The sequence below is a fragment of the Blautia sp. AF19-1 genome, from assembly GCF_003479155.1.
GTDB classification, from domain to species: domain Bacteria; phylum Bacillota; class Clostridia; order Lachnospirales; family Lachnospiraceae; genus Fusicatenibacter; species Fusicatenibacter saccharivorans.
Genome location: NZ_QUGQ01000013.1, coordinates 39711 through 53134 on the forward strand (window position 1 = coordinate 39711; position 13424 = coordinate 53134).

Genomic DNA, 13424 nt, shown 5'->3' on the forward strand with positions numbered 1-13424 from the left:
GAGAAAAACGACATGATAAATCTGTTTGAAGTAAAGGAAACGAACGAGATGATCGAAAAAGAGAATCTGGACGTTCGTACCATTACCCTTGGAATCAGTCTTATGGACTGTATCGACTCCAATCTTGACAAGCTGAACCGCAAAATCTACGACAAAATCACGACGACTGCCAGAAATCTGGTTTCCGTAGGTGAGGAGATCGAGGGCGAGTTCGGTATTCCGATTGTAAACAAGAGAATTTCCGTTACCCCGATTGCCTTAGTCGGCGCAGCAGCCTGCAGAACGCCGGAGGATTTCGTGACGATTGCACAGACTCTGGACCGTGCGGCAAAAGAAGTCGGCGTCAATTTCCTCGGCGGCTATTCCGCTCTGGTAAGCAAAGGTATGACGACAGCAGATGAGCTTCTGATCCGTTCTATCCCGCAGGCACTGGCTGTTACGGATTTTGTCTGCAGTTCCATCAACCTTGGCTCCACCAAAACCGGTATCAACATGGATGCTGTCAAACTGATGGGTGAGATCATTAAGAAGACGGCGGAGGCAAGCAAAGAGAACAACTGCCTTGGATGCGCAAAACTCGTTGTTTTCTGCAATGCACCGGACGACAACCCGTTCATGGCAGGCGCTTTCCACGGCGTAACCGAGGCGGATGCCATCATCAATGTCGGCGTTTCCGGTCCTGGTGTTGTCAAACATGCTCTGGAAAAAGTACGTGGCGAGAACTTTGAGGTACTCTGCGAGACGATCAAGAAGACCGCATTTAAGGTAACGCGTGTCGGCCAGCTCGTTGCACAGGAGGCTTCCAAGCGGCTGAACATTCCGTTTGGTATCATTGACCTTTCCCTGGCACCGACTCCGGCGATCGGAGATTCCGTTGCGGATATCCTTGAGGAGATCGGCCTCGAGCACGCAGGTGCACCGGGAACGACAGCGGCGCTGGCGCTTCTGAACGATCAGGTGAAAAAGGGCGGTGTTATGGCATCTTCCTATGTCGGCGGTCTCTCCGGCGCATTCATCCCGGTTTCTGAGGATCAGGGTATGATCAACGCAGTCAACGACGGCGCACTGACCATTGAAAAACTCGAGGCAATGACCTGTGTCTGCTCCGTAGGTCTTGATATGATCGCCATCCCGGGAGACACGAAAGCATCGACCATCTCCGGAATCATCGCAGATGAGCTTGCCATCGGTATGGTCAACCAGAAAACAACGGCAGTCCGCCTGATCCCGGTCATCGGAAAAGGCGTGGGCGAGACCGTAGAATTCGGCGGCCTCCTCGGCTATGCACCGATCATGCCGGTCAACAACTTCTCCTGCGAGGCATTCGTCAACCGCACCGGAAGAATCCCGGCACCGATTCATTCGTTTAAAAACTAAAAAGACAGCTGAAAAGCCGGCAGTGATCCTGAATGGAAAGGATCGCTGCCGGCTTTTTTACCATCTGCGCAAATAAAAATAGTAATTTTAAGGAATGTATAGTATGATATATTACATACTGATAATTTTACTTGCAACCCATAAAAAGTGTAAGAAAAAATGAATTATTACGGGGAACTTCAGCGGTAGCAGCCGTTGTTCTAGCAATACCTCTGCGGATGTGGATGTGAAGGCCGCCATAGAAAACACAAAGTATTATTTGAACAAAAACGGCAAAATGCAGACTGGCTGGCAGAAGATCGGTGGAAAATGGTATTACATGGATAAGAACGGAGCGCTGCAGGAATCTAAATGGATCAGCGGAATTTATTATGTAAAAGTCGATGGGCAGTCCGTTCGTCTGATGAAAGACCGGAAAGCTTTCCTTCCTCCCGGTAAATCGCACGGATCTGGTTCATGATGAGGTACAAAACAGACTGTTTCCTCAGATCTTTCGGTATGACCTCCAGTGCCTCATGGAACTTGCGCCTGTAATGTACCCAGCACCCTGCGATCTTCAGATCTCCAAAATATGATGTTCCTCAACTTCGACTTTTCAGGCACAAAGCGGTAACATCTGGATATGGCATCTGGAAGCTGTTTTCATTCTTTTTGCCGATCTGTTTTTTCTTTTTGGCTGCTCTTATTGGACAGCACGATCTGTTCCATCATCAGCTGCATCTTATCATTGCGGGTCTGTGTCTGTTTTGTCAGTTCCTCCATCTGATCCTGAAGACAGAGAAACAGAAGAAAATATATCTGCCGAAAGTCCATTTCCGTTTTTGATACACATCACTGGAACTTTTGGCACAGTTGCTGTTCTTTTTTTGCCTTTTAACGCTAAAAGGTAATGTTTTTCTTGTGTGCAGTAAAGTGTTAGAGTATAATAAAACCAGTTTTTTTGCATAAGTTTAAGCGGAGAATCCTGCCGTAGCAGGATCCTTTCTTACGGTGTTATTTCACAGACGTAACCATAATAGTTTTACTGCAGGGGGGGATAGAAAATGAAAACAAAAGAGATTCAGGAACTCTATCAAATAAAATTACATAGTATGGACACGATCCTGCATCAGATATCGCTTATGGATCAGGTGGAAAATGAGCAGGAGCTGTCAGAAATCATTCACTCTTTGTTGCAGGCGATTGGAAACTATACAGGGGCAGACCGGGTATATGTTTTTGACTGGGAAACCGATCAGAAGGACAGTCTGAGCAATACATTTGAATGGTGTGCCGATGGAGTGGCACCAGAGATAGATAACCTTCAGGCAATCCCGGTCAGTTCGATGCCGAACTGGGTGAAACGATTTGAAAACAAGGAAGTAATCGTGATTCATGATCTGGAAGCGACAAAAAATTCTGAACCGGAAGAATATGAATTGTTAAAAACACAGGAAATATGTTCCTTGATTGCGGTGCCGATTTATGCCAATCATCAGATGAATGGATTCATCGGGGTAGATAATCCTGATTTGAGGCAGAATGAGATTTCCATTACACTGCTGTCTGATGTTGGCGGACATCTTGGATGTGTGAGGGAAAATCTGAAAAGTACGGTACTGTTGAAAAAGGCTCTTGATGAGGCGACAAAGAGGTCAGAGATTATTGCCGCAATTGCTACGTTGTATGTAACAATCGTACAAGCCAATGTTAAAGAGCGGACATATGAGCTTTTGAAAGGCCATGACCTTGTGCAAAAAATCCTTGGACAAAAGGGGAAAATTGATGATGTTATGGAAAGACTTCCAACAGCATTTGCCGCCCAGGAAGAGAGAGAAAAATACCGGGAGTTTCTTGACTTTGATACATTGACAGAGAGACTTCGTAATACGAATTCTGTTTCGATTGAATTTATGGGAGTAAACGGAGAATGGCGGCTGGCCAGATTTATTGTAAAGAGCAGAGATGCACATGGAAACGCTGTGGATGTGCTTTATGTCGTACGAGATATTACGGAAGAAAAATCACGGGAACTCATGTATCAGAAACAGCTTAAGGAAAGCATGGAAGATGCTCATCGCGCGAATCTTTCAAAAACAGCCTTTCTCCGGCGTATGAGCCACGATATCCGTACACCGCTAAACGGAATCGTGGGGATGATCCATATCGCTGAAAAATATAACAATGATGTGGTCAAGTTAAGGGAATGCAGGAAGAAGGTACTTCAGTCCGCCGATTATCTGCAAAATCTGATCAACAATGTCCTGGATATCGGCAAACTGGAATCCGGTTCCCTTGTGTTGGAACATAAATCCTTTGATCTGGCAGAACTGTTAAGGAATAATCTGACGGTTGTTGCAATGAGTGCTTATGAGAATGGTGTAAGATTTGAAGGCGGCGTGGAAGCAAGCACAATCCGCCACAGATATTTGATTGGAAGTCCGGTACATCTGAGCAGGGTTTTAATGAATCTTTCTTCCAACGCGATTAAATACAATCATTTTCATGGAACAGTGAATGTTCATTGCGAAGAATTATCGGATGATGGGAATATAGCTGTTTTTCAGTTTGTATGTTCAGATACCGGTCTTGGTATGAGTGAAGAATTTCAAAAACATGCGTTTGATGCTTTTGCGCAGGAAGGCAAACAGTCAACTACAACATTCAGTGGCTCCGGTCTGGGACTTTCGATTGTCAAAGATATTGTTGAACGGATGGGTGGAACGATAGAACTGGAAAGCGAAGAAAATGTAGGAAGCACGTTTACAGTTACGGTTCCATTTGAAATAGATTATTTGGTTGAAAATAATGATTCACAGAAGGACAGCTACTCACAGGATATGGATCTGTCAGGAAAACGGGTGCTTCTTGTTGAAGATAATGTCATTAATATGGAGATAGCCCATGCAATCCTGGAGGAGGAGCATCTGAACATTACAGAAGCGAAAAACGGAAAAGAGGCATTTGAAATATTTCAGAATTCCAGGTTGGATGAGTATGATGTCATCATCATGGATGTGATGATGCCGGTCATGGATGGGCTGGAAGCAACAAAAGCAATTCGTATGCTGGAACGTGAAGATGCCAAAAAGATTCCAATCATTGCCATGACGGCAAATGCTTTTGAGGAAGATCGGAAAGCATGTCTGGAGGCCGGGATGAATGAACATATTGGAAAGCCGATTGATATTCCGCAATTAAAAAGAGTGATCACAAAACTGCTGACAAAAAGGGGTAGTAAACGCAAAAACATAATCATTCATTGAAATTAAGAAGAACTATAGCAATTTTATTAGGACTTTTGATATTTAGCAGTCACCCTGGCAGGGTGCAAAAACACAGATAACACGAAAGAAGAAACCGAAAAGCCTGTTATTACCCTCGGCAGCGACAGCTATCCACCATACAATTATCTGAATGAGGATGGTGTACCGACAGGAATTGATGTAGAACTGGCTACGGAAGCATTCAAAAGAATGGGATAACAGGTGAAGGTTGTCCAGATCAACTGGGAGGAGAAAAAAGAACTGGTGGAGAGCGGCGAGATTGATTGTATCATGGGCTGTTTTTTCTATGGAAGGACGTCTTGACGATTACCGCTGTCCAGTCCACAACCAAACCGGAAAGCATCTTTCTGAACCGGACGGATGAGAGGATCCCAAAGCTGGGAAATCTGATCATCCTGGGACACCGGGAGCTGATCTATACGTTTCTGGGAAAAGGATATGTAGATGCGGTTGCTGCACACGAGGAATCTATCGTTCAGTATAGGAAGGATTATGATGCAAGCTTCCGTATCCTGGAAGAGCCTCTGATGATCACCGGAATAGGCGTTGCTTTTGCAAAAGAGGATGACAGGGGAATCTGTGAGCAGATGGGCCAGACACAGGAAGAGATGCGTCTGGATGGCACATCCCTGAAAATCATTGAAAAATACCTGGATGATCCCCAGAAGTATCTGGAGGTGGAGAAAAACGGATCCAGCTGCTCGGCGGTCTGATAGGAATCTGTGTAGCTGTAGTCTCTCTGTTTTATTTCTTCCACGCAGAAAAAGCAGAAGCAGAGAAAAGAATGGTGGAGATTGTAAACTATGTGAAAGTGCAGTGTTCCACTACACCCATTATAATGAATCTTCGGAATCCAAAAGTCTCCTCCGTGCCATTGAAAGTGCCAGACAAATGAGTACAAATATTAAAATGGAAACAGAAAACGGCGGGCAGCTAAGAGAGGATTTCCTGAAAGAAAAAAGGTGCCGACGTGACAAAAACATGGGATGGTCAGGAAGCTGTTGAACTGTTCAGAAATAGTGAACCTGGTGAATTTGATGTCATTCTTATGGACATTATGATGCCGGTCATGAATGGTTATGAAGCTACAAAGATGATTAGGTCTCTGGACAGAGAGGATGCAAAGAAAATACCGATCATTGCAATGACAGCAAATGCGTTCACGGAGGACAGAATAAGGGCAAAAGAAGCAGGGATGAATGAACATGTTGCTAAGCCTGTTGATGTGGAATTACTGATGAAAGTAATTTATAGCGGGAGTGCTATGAAGCATTAATAGTACATGAGAAAACAAGGAGGAATTCAGTTGTTGGAGAAAGCGGTTCAGGCTGCAATATATGAAAAAGCTCTTAAAAATCATTATATAGAAATCCTGTACATTGATTTTGAAGATACTCATGCGTTATGCATCTGGCAATATAGATGATCTTAATCGGATAAAACAGCAGATGACGATGGAAGCAATCACACAGGGAACAGCAGAACACATCATGCATCATGTTATGATCAATTTTATACTGAATGGTGAGATGCGTTTCATGCAGTTTGACTTTACAAGAGAAAGTGCAGATACAAAAAATGTTTTCCTGTTTGTGGAGGACTATACAGTTCCACAGCAGCAGATGATGATGCTGCTGGAAAAAAGCTGGTTCTATAACAGAACCAGCTTTTTTGTGTATTCATGGACGAACTGTGTCCCTGTTTTGTGAGAACGGACAGTCTCGTAAAAAAGAGAGGCCTGTATATCGCTCTCAAAGGCGGCAAGTGCATCGCCGGTAAGAAGCCGCGGGGCGTCGGCTGCCTTGGCAATGAGCGGCAGAGAAGAACGTCTTCTAATCTCTTTTAACAATGCACCGGCACTTTTTCGGAAACCGAGAACACGGTTATAGCCGGCCGGGTACAATGTTTTCTGGTTCAGAAGCAGATGCATCAGGGCACGGCTGATGCGGGTGTAGGTCATCTCTTTTGTTTTGAGCTGCAGGGCGAACTCCGAGAATGAGGAGCATGCGTGGCGCTGGCGGAGGATGCGATTGGCAAGATCCGGCGAAAGATCAAGATAAGAGGAAAGGGATTCCTTCGTTTCTGTGAGGAGCCGCGCGGCGAGGAGCAGGCTGAAATCATCGCTGGAAAGCAGGCCGTGTGCGGTGACGGCGTCCTGGAAAGCGGGATAGACTGCTTCCGGCATGCAGGAGGCGAGCGCGGACAGTTCCGGATCCTTATGCGGATTGGAAAAAAGAAGATTCCGCATTGCTGTAGCAGAAGGGAGTGCATGTGTGAAAAGCGCTCCTTCGTGGTAGCCGCTGCCCTCCCGGCGGATCGTTACCGGCCGAATGCGGCTTTGTGACAGCAGAAGTGCCTGGACATATTCAATGCCTAAAATATTGTTTGGTTCTTTTAAAAAGGTATCAAGTTCTTCTTTTGAAAGCGAAGAGAAGGAAGCGCTGTCAGAAAAATAAGCGGAAAGTGCCTGTGCGCGCGCCGTCGGGAAGGAAAGTCCGTTCCGAAGCAGACCGGAGAGCAGCTCACGGTATTCCTCCGGCTCGTGGAGCAGAACATCAGCGAGTTCCAGAAACGGCGCCGTGTCTCCATATTCACTGCCAAAGCAGAGAAAATCGACACAGCCAAGCGCAGTAAGAAGCGATACCGCCCCGCGTGCGAAATGCTGTGCACTGCCGAGTGCAAAGTGACACGGAAGCTGTAAGATAAGGTCCGCGCCGCCAAGAAGCGCCAGCTCCGCACGGTCGTGTTGGTCAAGAATCGCAGGTGCGCCGCGCTGGACGAAATCGCCGCTCATAATCACGACAAGATAGTCCGCCCCGGTCAGCTCCCTGGCTTTTGCCAGCTGATAAGCATGGCCGTTATGAAAAGGATTATATTCTGCAATGACTGCGGTAATGGTCATAAAACGTACCTTCTTTCGAAAAAAATAGCACGATTCCAAACAGAGAGGAACCGCGGATCACATAGCCCTATCGTAACAAAAACAGAAAAGGAATGCAAGAATTCCTCCGTTTTGGATTTTTTGTCCAGTTGTTTTGAATTTTATACTTGCGAAAGGGCAAAAAGCGTACTACAATGAGAATATCGAGTAAATTTATCGAAAGGAGTCAAAAGATCATGGGATTTATTGACACAATTAAAGCAAGAGCAAAAGCAGACAAAAAAACAATTGTACTGCCAGAGTCAGAAGACAGAAGAACATATGAGGCTGCTGCACAGATCCTGAAAGAGGACCTTGCAAATCTGATCATCATCGGAAGCGAAGAGGCAGTAAAGAAAGGCAGCGAGGGACTGGATGTCTCCAAAGCTACTATTGTAGATCCAGAGAAAAACGAGAAAACACAGGCTTATGTAGATAAGCTGGTAGAGCTTCGCGCAAAGAAAGGCATGACTCCGGAGAAAGCAAGAGAGACCATCCTGAATGACTATACATATTATGGCGTTATGATGGTTAAAATGGGAGATGCAGACGGACTTGTTTCCGGTGCCTGCCATTCTACCGCAAACACCTTACGTCCATGCCTGCAGATCTTAAAGACCAAACCAGGCACAAAACTCGTATCCGCATTCTTCCTGATGGTAGTTCCGGACTGCGAGTACGGCGATGACGGTGTATTCGTATTCGGTGACTGTGGTCTGAACCAGAACCCGAATCCGGAAGAGCTGGCTGCAATCGCAGAGTCTTCCGCAGAGTCCTACCGCATGCTGACCGGAAACGAGCCAAGAGTTGCCATGCTTTCCCACTCCTCCAAAGGAAGTGCAAAACATGCTGATGTAGACAAAGTTGTAGAGGCTACCAGAATTGCAAAAGAAGCAAACCCGGATCTTGCACTCGACGGAGAACTGCAGCTTGATGCAGCAATCGTTCCGAGCGTAGGCGCTTCCAAAGCTCCGGACAGCAAAGTTGCAGGAAGAGCAAACGTTCTGATCTTCCCGGATCTGGATGCCGGAAACATCGGATACAAACTGGTACAGAGACTGGCAAAAGCAGAAGCATACGGCCCGATGACGCAGGGTATCGCAGCTCCAGTCAACGATCTGTCCCGTGGATGCTCCGCAGAGGATATCGTTGGTGTTGTAGCAATCACTGCTGTACAGTGCCAGGCACAGTAAGCACGAAATAAAACCAATTACAAGCGGTTTTCTGGCCGGCTGCGGAGAACAGGCCGGCCAGAAGTTTTAATAAGAATTTTAAAATAGGAGAATTTAGAAATGAACGTATTAGTAGTAAACTGCGGAAGTTCCTCTCTGAAATTCCAGCTGATCAATTACGATAACCGTGACGTCCTGGCAAAAGGACTTTGTGAGAGAATCGGTATCGACGGACGCCTCGTTTATGAGCCAAAGAACGGCGAAAAAGAGGTAACAGAAGCAGCAATGCCGACACACGTAGAGGCAATCCAGATGGTTCTGGACGCTCTGGTAAACGAGAAGAGCGGCGTCATCAAGAGCCTGGAAGAAGTAGATGCCATCGGACACCGCGTTCTGCACGGCGGAATGAAGATCACAAACTCTGTTATCATCGATGACGAAGTAATCAAAGTTATCGAGGAGTGCGCTGACCTCGGTCCTCTGCACAATCCGGCAAACCTGATGGGAATCAATGCCTGCATGAAACTGATGCCGGGCGTTCCGAACGTAGCAGTATTTGATACCGCATTTCATCAGACCATGCCTCCGAAAGCATATATGTACGGTATTCCGAAAGAGTACTATGAGAAATACGCAATCCGTAAATACGGCTTCCACGGAACTTCTCATAAATTCGTATCCAAGAGAACCGCAGAGTTCCTTGGCAAAGACTACAACGATCTGAAGATCATCGTATGCCATATGGGAAATGGTGCTTCCCTTTCCGCTGTAAAGAACGGCAAATGTGTAGATACCTCCATGGGCCTTACCCCGCTCGAAGGTGTGATCATGGGAACCCGTTCCGGAGATATCGATCCGGCTTTTGTTGAGTATCTGTGCAACAAAGAGAACCTGACCGTATCCGAGGTTCTGAACATTCTGAACAAGAAATCCGGTATGCTCGGCATGACCGGCATCTCCAGCGATTACCGTGATGTATCTGCAGCAGCAGAGGCAGGCAATCAGGATGCCATCAACTGTCTGGAAGCATACGCTTACCGCATTATCAAATACATCGGTTCCTACATCGCAGCTATGGGCGGCGTAGATGTGATCACCTTCACCGCAGGCCTTGGAGAGAACGCTATTCCGCTTCGTGAGACCATCTGCAAAGCATTTGAGTTCATGGGTCTGGAATTCGATTCTGAGGCAAATAACTGCCGCGGCGTTGAGAAGATCATCACCAAAGAAGGCTCCAAGATTACAGCATGCGTGATCCCGACCAACGAGGAAATCGCAATCTGCGAGGAGACCGTAGAGTTAGTAAAAGGAAAATAAAAAATAATTCAAAAAGCAGTTGACAATTCTTACCTTCCCGGGTATAATTGGTAAAGTGTGATTAGGAGAACAATATGAAAATCAGTCTGACCAAGTTATTTGCGCAGGACGGAAAGTCCGAAAAGTATGAAATTCCGCTTACATCCGAAACTTTTTCGATCGGCGGGCAGGACTATCGGGTAATCGAAAAACATCCTGTTATCCTTGGCCTTACGCATGAAGGCAATCGTGTGATCACGATCACCGGCAGTGCAGACCTTACAATGGAGATTCCATGTGCAAGATGCCTGACACCGGTAGCGACTCCATTCCAGCTCAAGTTCGATCTGCAGATTGATCTGAATCTGTCAGAGGAAGAACGCGAGGAAAAAGAAGAGGACTCTTCGTTTGTGGAGGGAGACGAGCTCGATGTGGAAGAACTGGTTCGTAATGAGCTCATAGTCCAATGGCCGATTCGAGTGCTGTGTAAAGATGACTGTAAAGGAATCTGCAGCCGTTGTGGTGCGAATCTGAATATTCAGACCTGTGACTGTGATACCACAGGGCTAGACCCCCGAATGGCTGCAATCAAAGATATATTCAGCAAATTTAAGGAGGTGTAACTATGTCCATTTGTCCTAAGAATAAATCTTCCAAAGCAAGACGCGATAAGAGAAGAGCAAACTGGAAAATGTCTGCTCCGAACCTTGTAAAATGCAGCAAATGTGGTGCTCTTATGATGCCGCACAGAGTTTGCAAAGCTTGTGGTTCTTACAACAAAAAAGAAGTCGTTGCAATGGACTAATATTCATAAATCGGAATCAGTTCCGATGTGCAATGCAGCAAAAGGCTCCCGTCACCGGGGGCTTTTTTGTTGTCTCTGCGGGTTGTCTGGAAGCGTCATATAAAAGATTTGACGTGGTGTGTCGTGATGTGCTATAATGGTCTCGGTGAGAATTGAAACAATATTGCAACATTTTCGTAACAATTATAAAAAAGGAGTGCAAAGCATATGAAGAATAGACGAATCATATTTCTGGCAGCATGCATGTGCAGTGTAGTATTCCTCTCAGGATGTTCCACAGACAGTCTGATGGATAAAATGATGGGAACTGAGACGACGGTTTCGTCTTCGGCCAGTGTAGATATTTCAAAAGAGGACAGCGATGCTGTTCATGTAGATGCCAATCTGGAAAAGCCGGTTTTTTCGGTAAATCCGGTGGAGAGCCTGCAGATTCCCGTTGGAAATACATCTGGAAAGCTGACTTGTGAGGCAGGAATAACGGGAGAAGGCACAGTAACATATCAGTGGTATAAGAACAACGTAAATTCCAACGGCGGAGGAACGCCGATTGAAGGCGCAACAGAAGTGACATACCAGGTCGATACTTCGGCGGAGGGCAAAGATTACTATTACGTTGTGGCAACAAACACGGTTGGAAATACTGTTTCCATGGCGACGAGTACGGTAACAGAAGTTACGGTAATTCCGGCAGGGAAATGGGTTCAGAATGAAAACGGATGGCAGTATCAGAATAATGATGGAAGCTATGCAACCAATACCTGGCAGAATATCGACGGCTACTGGTACGTGTTTGATGAAAATTCATACATGGTGACAGGATGGTACTGGAGCGGAGAAGAATGGTATTATCTGGCGGACAACGGTCAGATGCAGACCGGCTGGTTCACGCAGGATGGTGAGGAATATTATCTGGATCCGGATACCGGTGTCATGGCACGGAATACAACCATAGACGGTCATGAGATGAATTCGAGCGGAGTCAAGGTTTCTTAAGAAAAATAAGACAAAACAGAGCGGGTGGATTTTGGAAAGATAAATCCACCCGCTTTTTTGGAATACAGGAGAAAGCGCGGATGGGCATTTGTGCTTGATTTTTGCAAAGGAGTTTAGTATAGTTAATACAGCACTTGCATGAGTGCTTTTAGAGCGTGGTTGAAAACGGTTTTTTGAAAGAAAAAGAGTTTTCAAACGCGCTTTAGAAAAGAGAAAAGAGGAAAAAACATGAGTGACTTAGTCAGAGTTGCAGTGGACGCGATGGGCGGCGATTATGCGCCTGCGGAGCCGGTAAAAGGCGCCGTTGAGGCCGTAAACGCAGATGAACGTGTCAAAGTCCAGCTGGTCGGCCAGGTGGATGTCATCGAAAAAGAACTGCAGAAATATACGTACCCGAAGGAGCGGGTTGAGATCGTTCCGGCAACCGAGATCATTGAGACGGGAGAGCCGCCGGTCAATGCGATCCGCCACAAAAAAGATTCTTCGATCGTTGTCGGCATGAAAAAAGTGCGCTACGGAGAGGCAGACGCGTTTGTCTCATCAGGAAGCACCGGAGCAGTCCTGGTCGGCGGACAGACGATCGTAGGACGCATCAAGGGCGTAGAGCGCCCGCCGCTGGCTCCGCTGATCCCGACGAAAGACGGTGTATCCCTTCTGATCGACTGCGGTGCGAATGTTGATGCAAGACCGTCCCATCTGGTGCAGTTTGCCATGATGGGTTCCATCTATATGGAACACGTTGTCGGCATTAAAAATCCGCGTGTGGGAATCGTGAATATCGGTGTGGAAGAAGAAAAAGGAAACGCGCTCGTCAAAGAGACGTATCCGCTTCTGAAAGAAACCCCGTATATCAACTTTGTCGGCAGTATCGAAGCAAGAGAAATTCCAAACGGAGCCGCAGACGTTGTTGTCTGTGAGGCGTTTGTCGGAAACGTTATCTTAAAGCTGTATGAGGGCGTCGGCGCGACCCTGATTTCCAAGGTAAAACAGGGCATGATGACATCTCTGCGCAGTAAAATCGGAGCCCTTCTTGTGAAACCGGCGCTGAAAGAGACACTGAAGTCTTTTGATGCCAGTGAGTACGGCGGAGCACCGCTGCTTGGCTTAAAAGGACTCGTTGTAAAAACGCACGGAAGCTCAAAAGCCAACGAATTTAAAAATTCCATTCTCCAGTGCATTTCATTCAGCGAGGAGAAGATTCCGCAGAAAGTGCAGGAGCATCTGGCAGACTATAAGAGCAGCAGGGAGGCAGCGAAAGATGGAATTTGAGAAATTACAGGAGATCATTGCGGATGTATTAAACGTAGATCCGAATGAAGTAACCATGGAGACAACCTTTACAGATGATCTGGGAGCGGATTCCCTGGATGTATTTCAGATTGTGATGGGAATTGAAGAAGAATTTGATATCCAGATCGAAGCAGAAGAAGCAGAGCACATCGTATCGGTTGAGGATGCGGTGGAAGCGATCAAAAAGAAACTGGCAGAATAATAGAAAATGGCGAAGGGGCTGTTTGCTACAGGACAGCCCCTTTGTTACCGTCCGCAGAACACCTGCAAACGGTAACTATGAGGAAGGACAGGCTTAAAACAGG

The 13424-nt window shown here is 46.3% G+C and carries 12 protein-coding genes and 2 pseudogenes; 12 read left to right on the top strand and 2 right to left on the bottom strand.

All coding sequences use genetic code 11. From position 1 onward, the window contains the following. Nucleotides 1-12 precede the first annotated feature (12 nt). Both DWX26_RS10020 and DWX26_RS17385 read left to right on the top strand, forming a co-directional pair. A complete protein-coding gene (locus DWX26_RS10020; protein WP_055267333.1) occupies nucleotides 13-1377 on the top strand; it encodes a PFL family protein in 1365 nt (454 codons plus the stop codon). A 226-nt stretch (nucleotides 1378-1603) separates the two neighbouring features. Further along, a complete protein-coding gene (locus tag DWX26_RS17385) occupies nucleotides 1604-1837 on the top strand; it encodes a hypothetical protein (RefSeq protein ID WP_055267335.1) in 234 nt (77 codons plus the stop codon). Here the strand turns inward: DWX26_RS17385 and DWX26_RS10030 are convergent. Then, nucleotides 1758-1940, bottom strand: a pseudogene (locus tag DWX26_RS10030) (IS66 family transposase); the annotation flags it as partial. The gene DWX26_RS17385 and the pseudogene DWX26_RS10030 overlap by 80 nt on opposite strands. Before the next feature lie 480 nt (nucleotides 1941-2420). Here DWX26_RS10030 and DWX26_RS10040 point away from each other — a divergent pair. The 3 genes and pseudogenes from DWX26_RS10040 (at nucleotide 2421) to DWX26_RS10050 (ending at nucleotide 5919) form a co-directional block, all read left to right on the top strand. Beyond that, nucleotides 2421-4622 carry a hybrid sensor histidine kinase/response regulator gene (locus DWX26_RS10040; RefSeq protein WP_118601356.1) on the top strand — a complete coding sequence of 734 codons (2202 nt, stop codon included), beginning with the start codon at nucleotides 2421-2423 and terminating at the stop codon, nucleotides 4620-4622. 54 nt (nucleotides 4623-4676) lie between these two features. Next, nucleotides 4677-5356 (top strand): annotated as a pseudogene (locus DWX26_RS17905) (substrate-binding periplasmic protein). Between the two features lie 257 nt (nucleotides 5357-5613). Continuing rightward, entirely contained in the window at nucleotides 5614-5919 is a 306-nt protein-coding gene (locus DWX26_RS10050) for a response regulator (protein WP_055228394.1), read from the top strand. Between the two features lie 375 nt (nucleotides 5920-6294). Here DWX26_RS10050 and DWX26_RS10060 read toward each other — a convergent pair whose 3' ends face one another. Then, entirely contained in the window at nucleotides 6295-7545 is a 1251-nt protein-coding gene (locus DWX26_RS10060) for a tRNA(Met) cytidine acetate ligase (protein WP_118601358.1), read from the bottom strand. Between the two features lie 215 nt (nucleotides 7546-7760). On the opposite strand from DWX26_RS10060, the gene pta reads away from it, so the two are divergent. The 7 genes from pta to acpP all read left to right on the top strand — a co-directional run bounded on the left by pta (nucleotide 7761) and on the right by acpP (nucleotide 13321). Beyond that, on the top strand, nucleotides 7761-8756 hold the full coding sequence (gene pta, locus DWX26_RS10065) for a phosphate acetyltransferase (protein WP_118601359.1): 996 nt from the start codon (nucleotides 7761-7763) through the stop codon (nucleotides 8754-8756). Nucleotides 8757-8855: 99 nt separating this feature from the next. Beyond that, nucleotides 8856-10052: an acetate kinase gene (locus DWX26_RS10070; RefSeq protein ID WP_022462727.1), complete on the top strand. Its 1197-nt coding sequence runs from the start codon at nucleotides 8856-8858 to the stop codon at nucleotides 10050-10052. A gap of 74 nt (nucleotides 10053-10126) precedes the next feature. Then, nucleotides 10127-10654, top strand: coding sequence for a YceD family protein (locus DWX26_RS10075; protein ID WP_117510311.1), 528 nt, complete (start codon nucleotides 10127-10129; stop codon nucleotides 10652-10654). Nucleotides 10655-10656: 2 nt separating this feature from the next. Continuing rightward, nucleotides 10657-10836, top strand: coding sequence for a 50S ribosomal protein L32 (gene rpmF, locus DWX26_RS10080; protein WP_022462729.1), 180 nt, complete (start codon nucleotides 10657-10659; stop codon nucleotides 10834-10836). Between the two features lie 207 nt (nucleotides 10837-11043). Further along, entirely contained in the window at nucleotides 11044-11829 is a 786-nt protein-coding gene (locus DWX26_RS10085) for a hypothetical protein (protein ID WP_055218872.1), read from the top strand. Nucleotides 11830-12057: 228 nt separating this feature from the next. Beyond that, entirely contained in the window at nucleotides 12058-13098 is a 1041-nt protein-coding gene (gene plsX / locus DWX26_RS10090; protein WP_118601360.1) for a phosphate acyltransferase PlsX, read from the top strand. Then, complete coding sequence (gene acpP / locus DWX26_RS10095) at nucleotides 13088-13321, top strand: acyl carrier protein (protein ID WP_117802558.1); 234 nt, start codon at nucleotides 13088-13090, stop codon at nucleotides 13319-13321. Before plsX ends, acpP begins: the two co-directional genes overlap by 11 nt. Nucleotides 13322-13424: the final 103 nt, after the last annotated feature.

What these genes read in the sequence shown, in the direction of transcription:
- DWX26_RS10020 (WP_055267333.1), top strand. Translation starts at nt 13, where the DNA reads ATGATAAATCTGTTTGAAGTAAAGGAAACGAACGAGATGATCGAAAAA.
- DWX26_RS10040 (WP_118601356.1), top strand. Translation starts at nt 2,421, where the DNA reads ATGAAAACAAAAGAGATTCAGGAACTCTATCAAATAAAATTACATAGT.
- DWX26_RS10060 (WP_118601358.1), bottom strand. Translation starts at nt 7,545, where the DNA reads ATGACCATTACCGCAGTCATTGCAGAATATAATCCTTTTCATAACGGC.
- pta (WP_118601359.1), top strand. Translation starts at nt 7,761, where the DNA reads ATGGGATTTATTGACACAATTAAAGCAAGAGCAAAAGCAGACAAAAAA.
- DWX26_RS10070 (WP_022462727.1), top strand. Translation starts at nt 8,856, where the DNA reads ATGAACGTATTAGTAGTAAACTGCGGAAGTTCCTCTCTGAAATTCCAG.
- DWX26_RS10075 (WP_117510311.1), top strand. Translation starts at nt 10,127, where the DNA reads ATGAAAATCAGTCTGACCAAGTTATTTGCGCAGGACGGAAAGTCCGAA.
- rpmF (WP_022462729.1), top strand. Translation starts at nt 10,657, where the DNA reads ATGTCCATTTGTCCTAAGAATAAATCTTCCAAAGCAAGACGCGATAAG.
- DWX26_RS10085 (WP_055218872.1), top strand. Translation starts at nt 11,044, where the DNA reads ATGAAGAATAGACGAATCATATTTCTGGCAGCATGCATGTGCAGTGTA.
- plsX (WP_118601360.1), top strand. Translation starts at nt 12,058, where the DNA reads ATGAGTGACTTAGTCAGAGTTGCAGTGGACGCGATGGGCGGCGATTAT.
- acpP (WP_117802558.1), top strand. Translation starts at nt 13,088, where the DNA reads ATGGAATTTGAGAAATTACAGGAGATCATTGCGGATGTATTAAACGTA.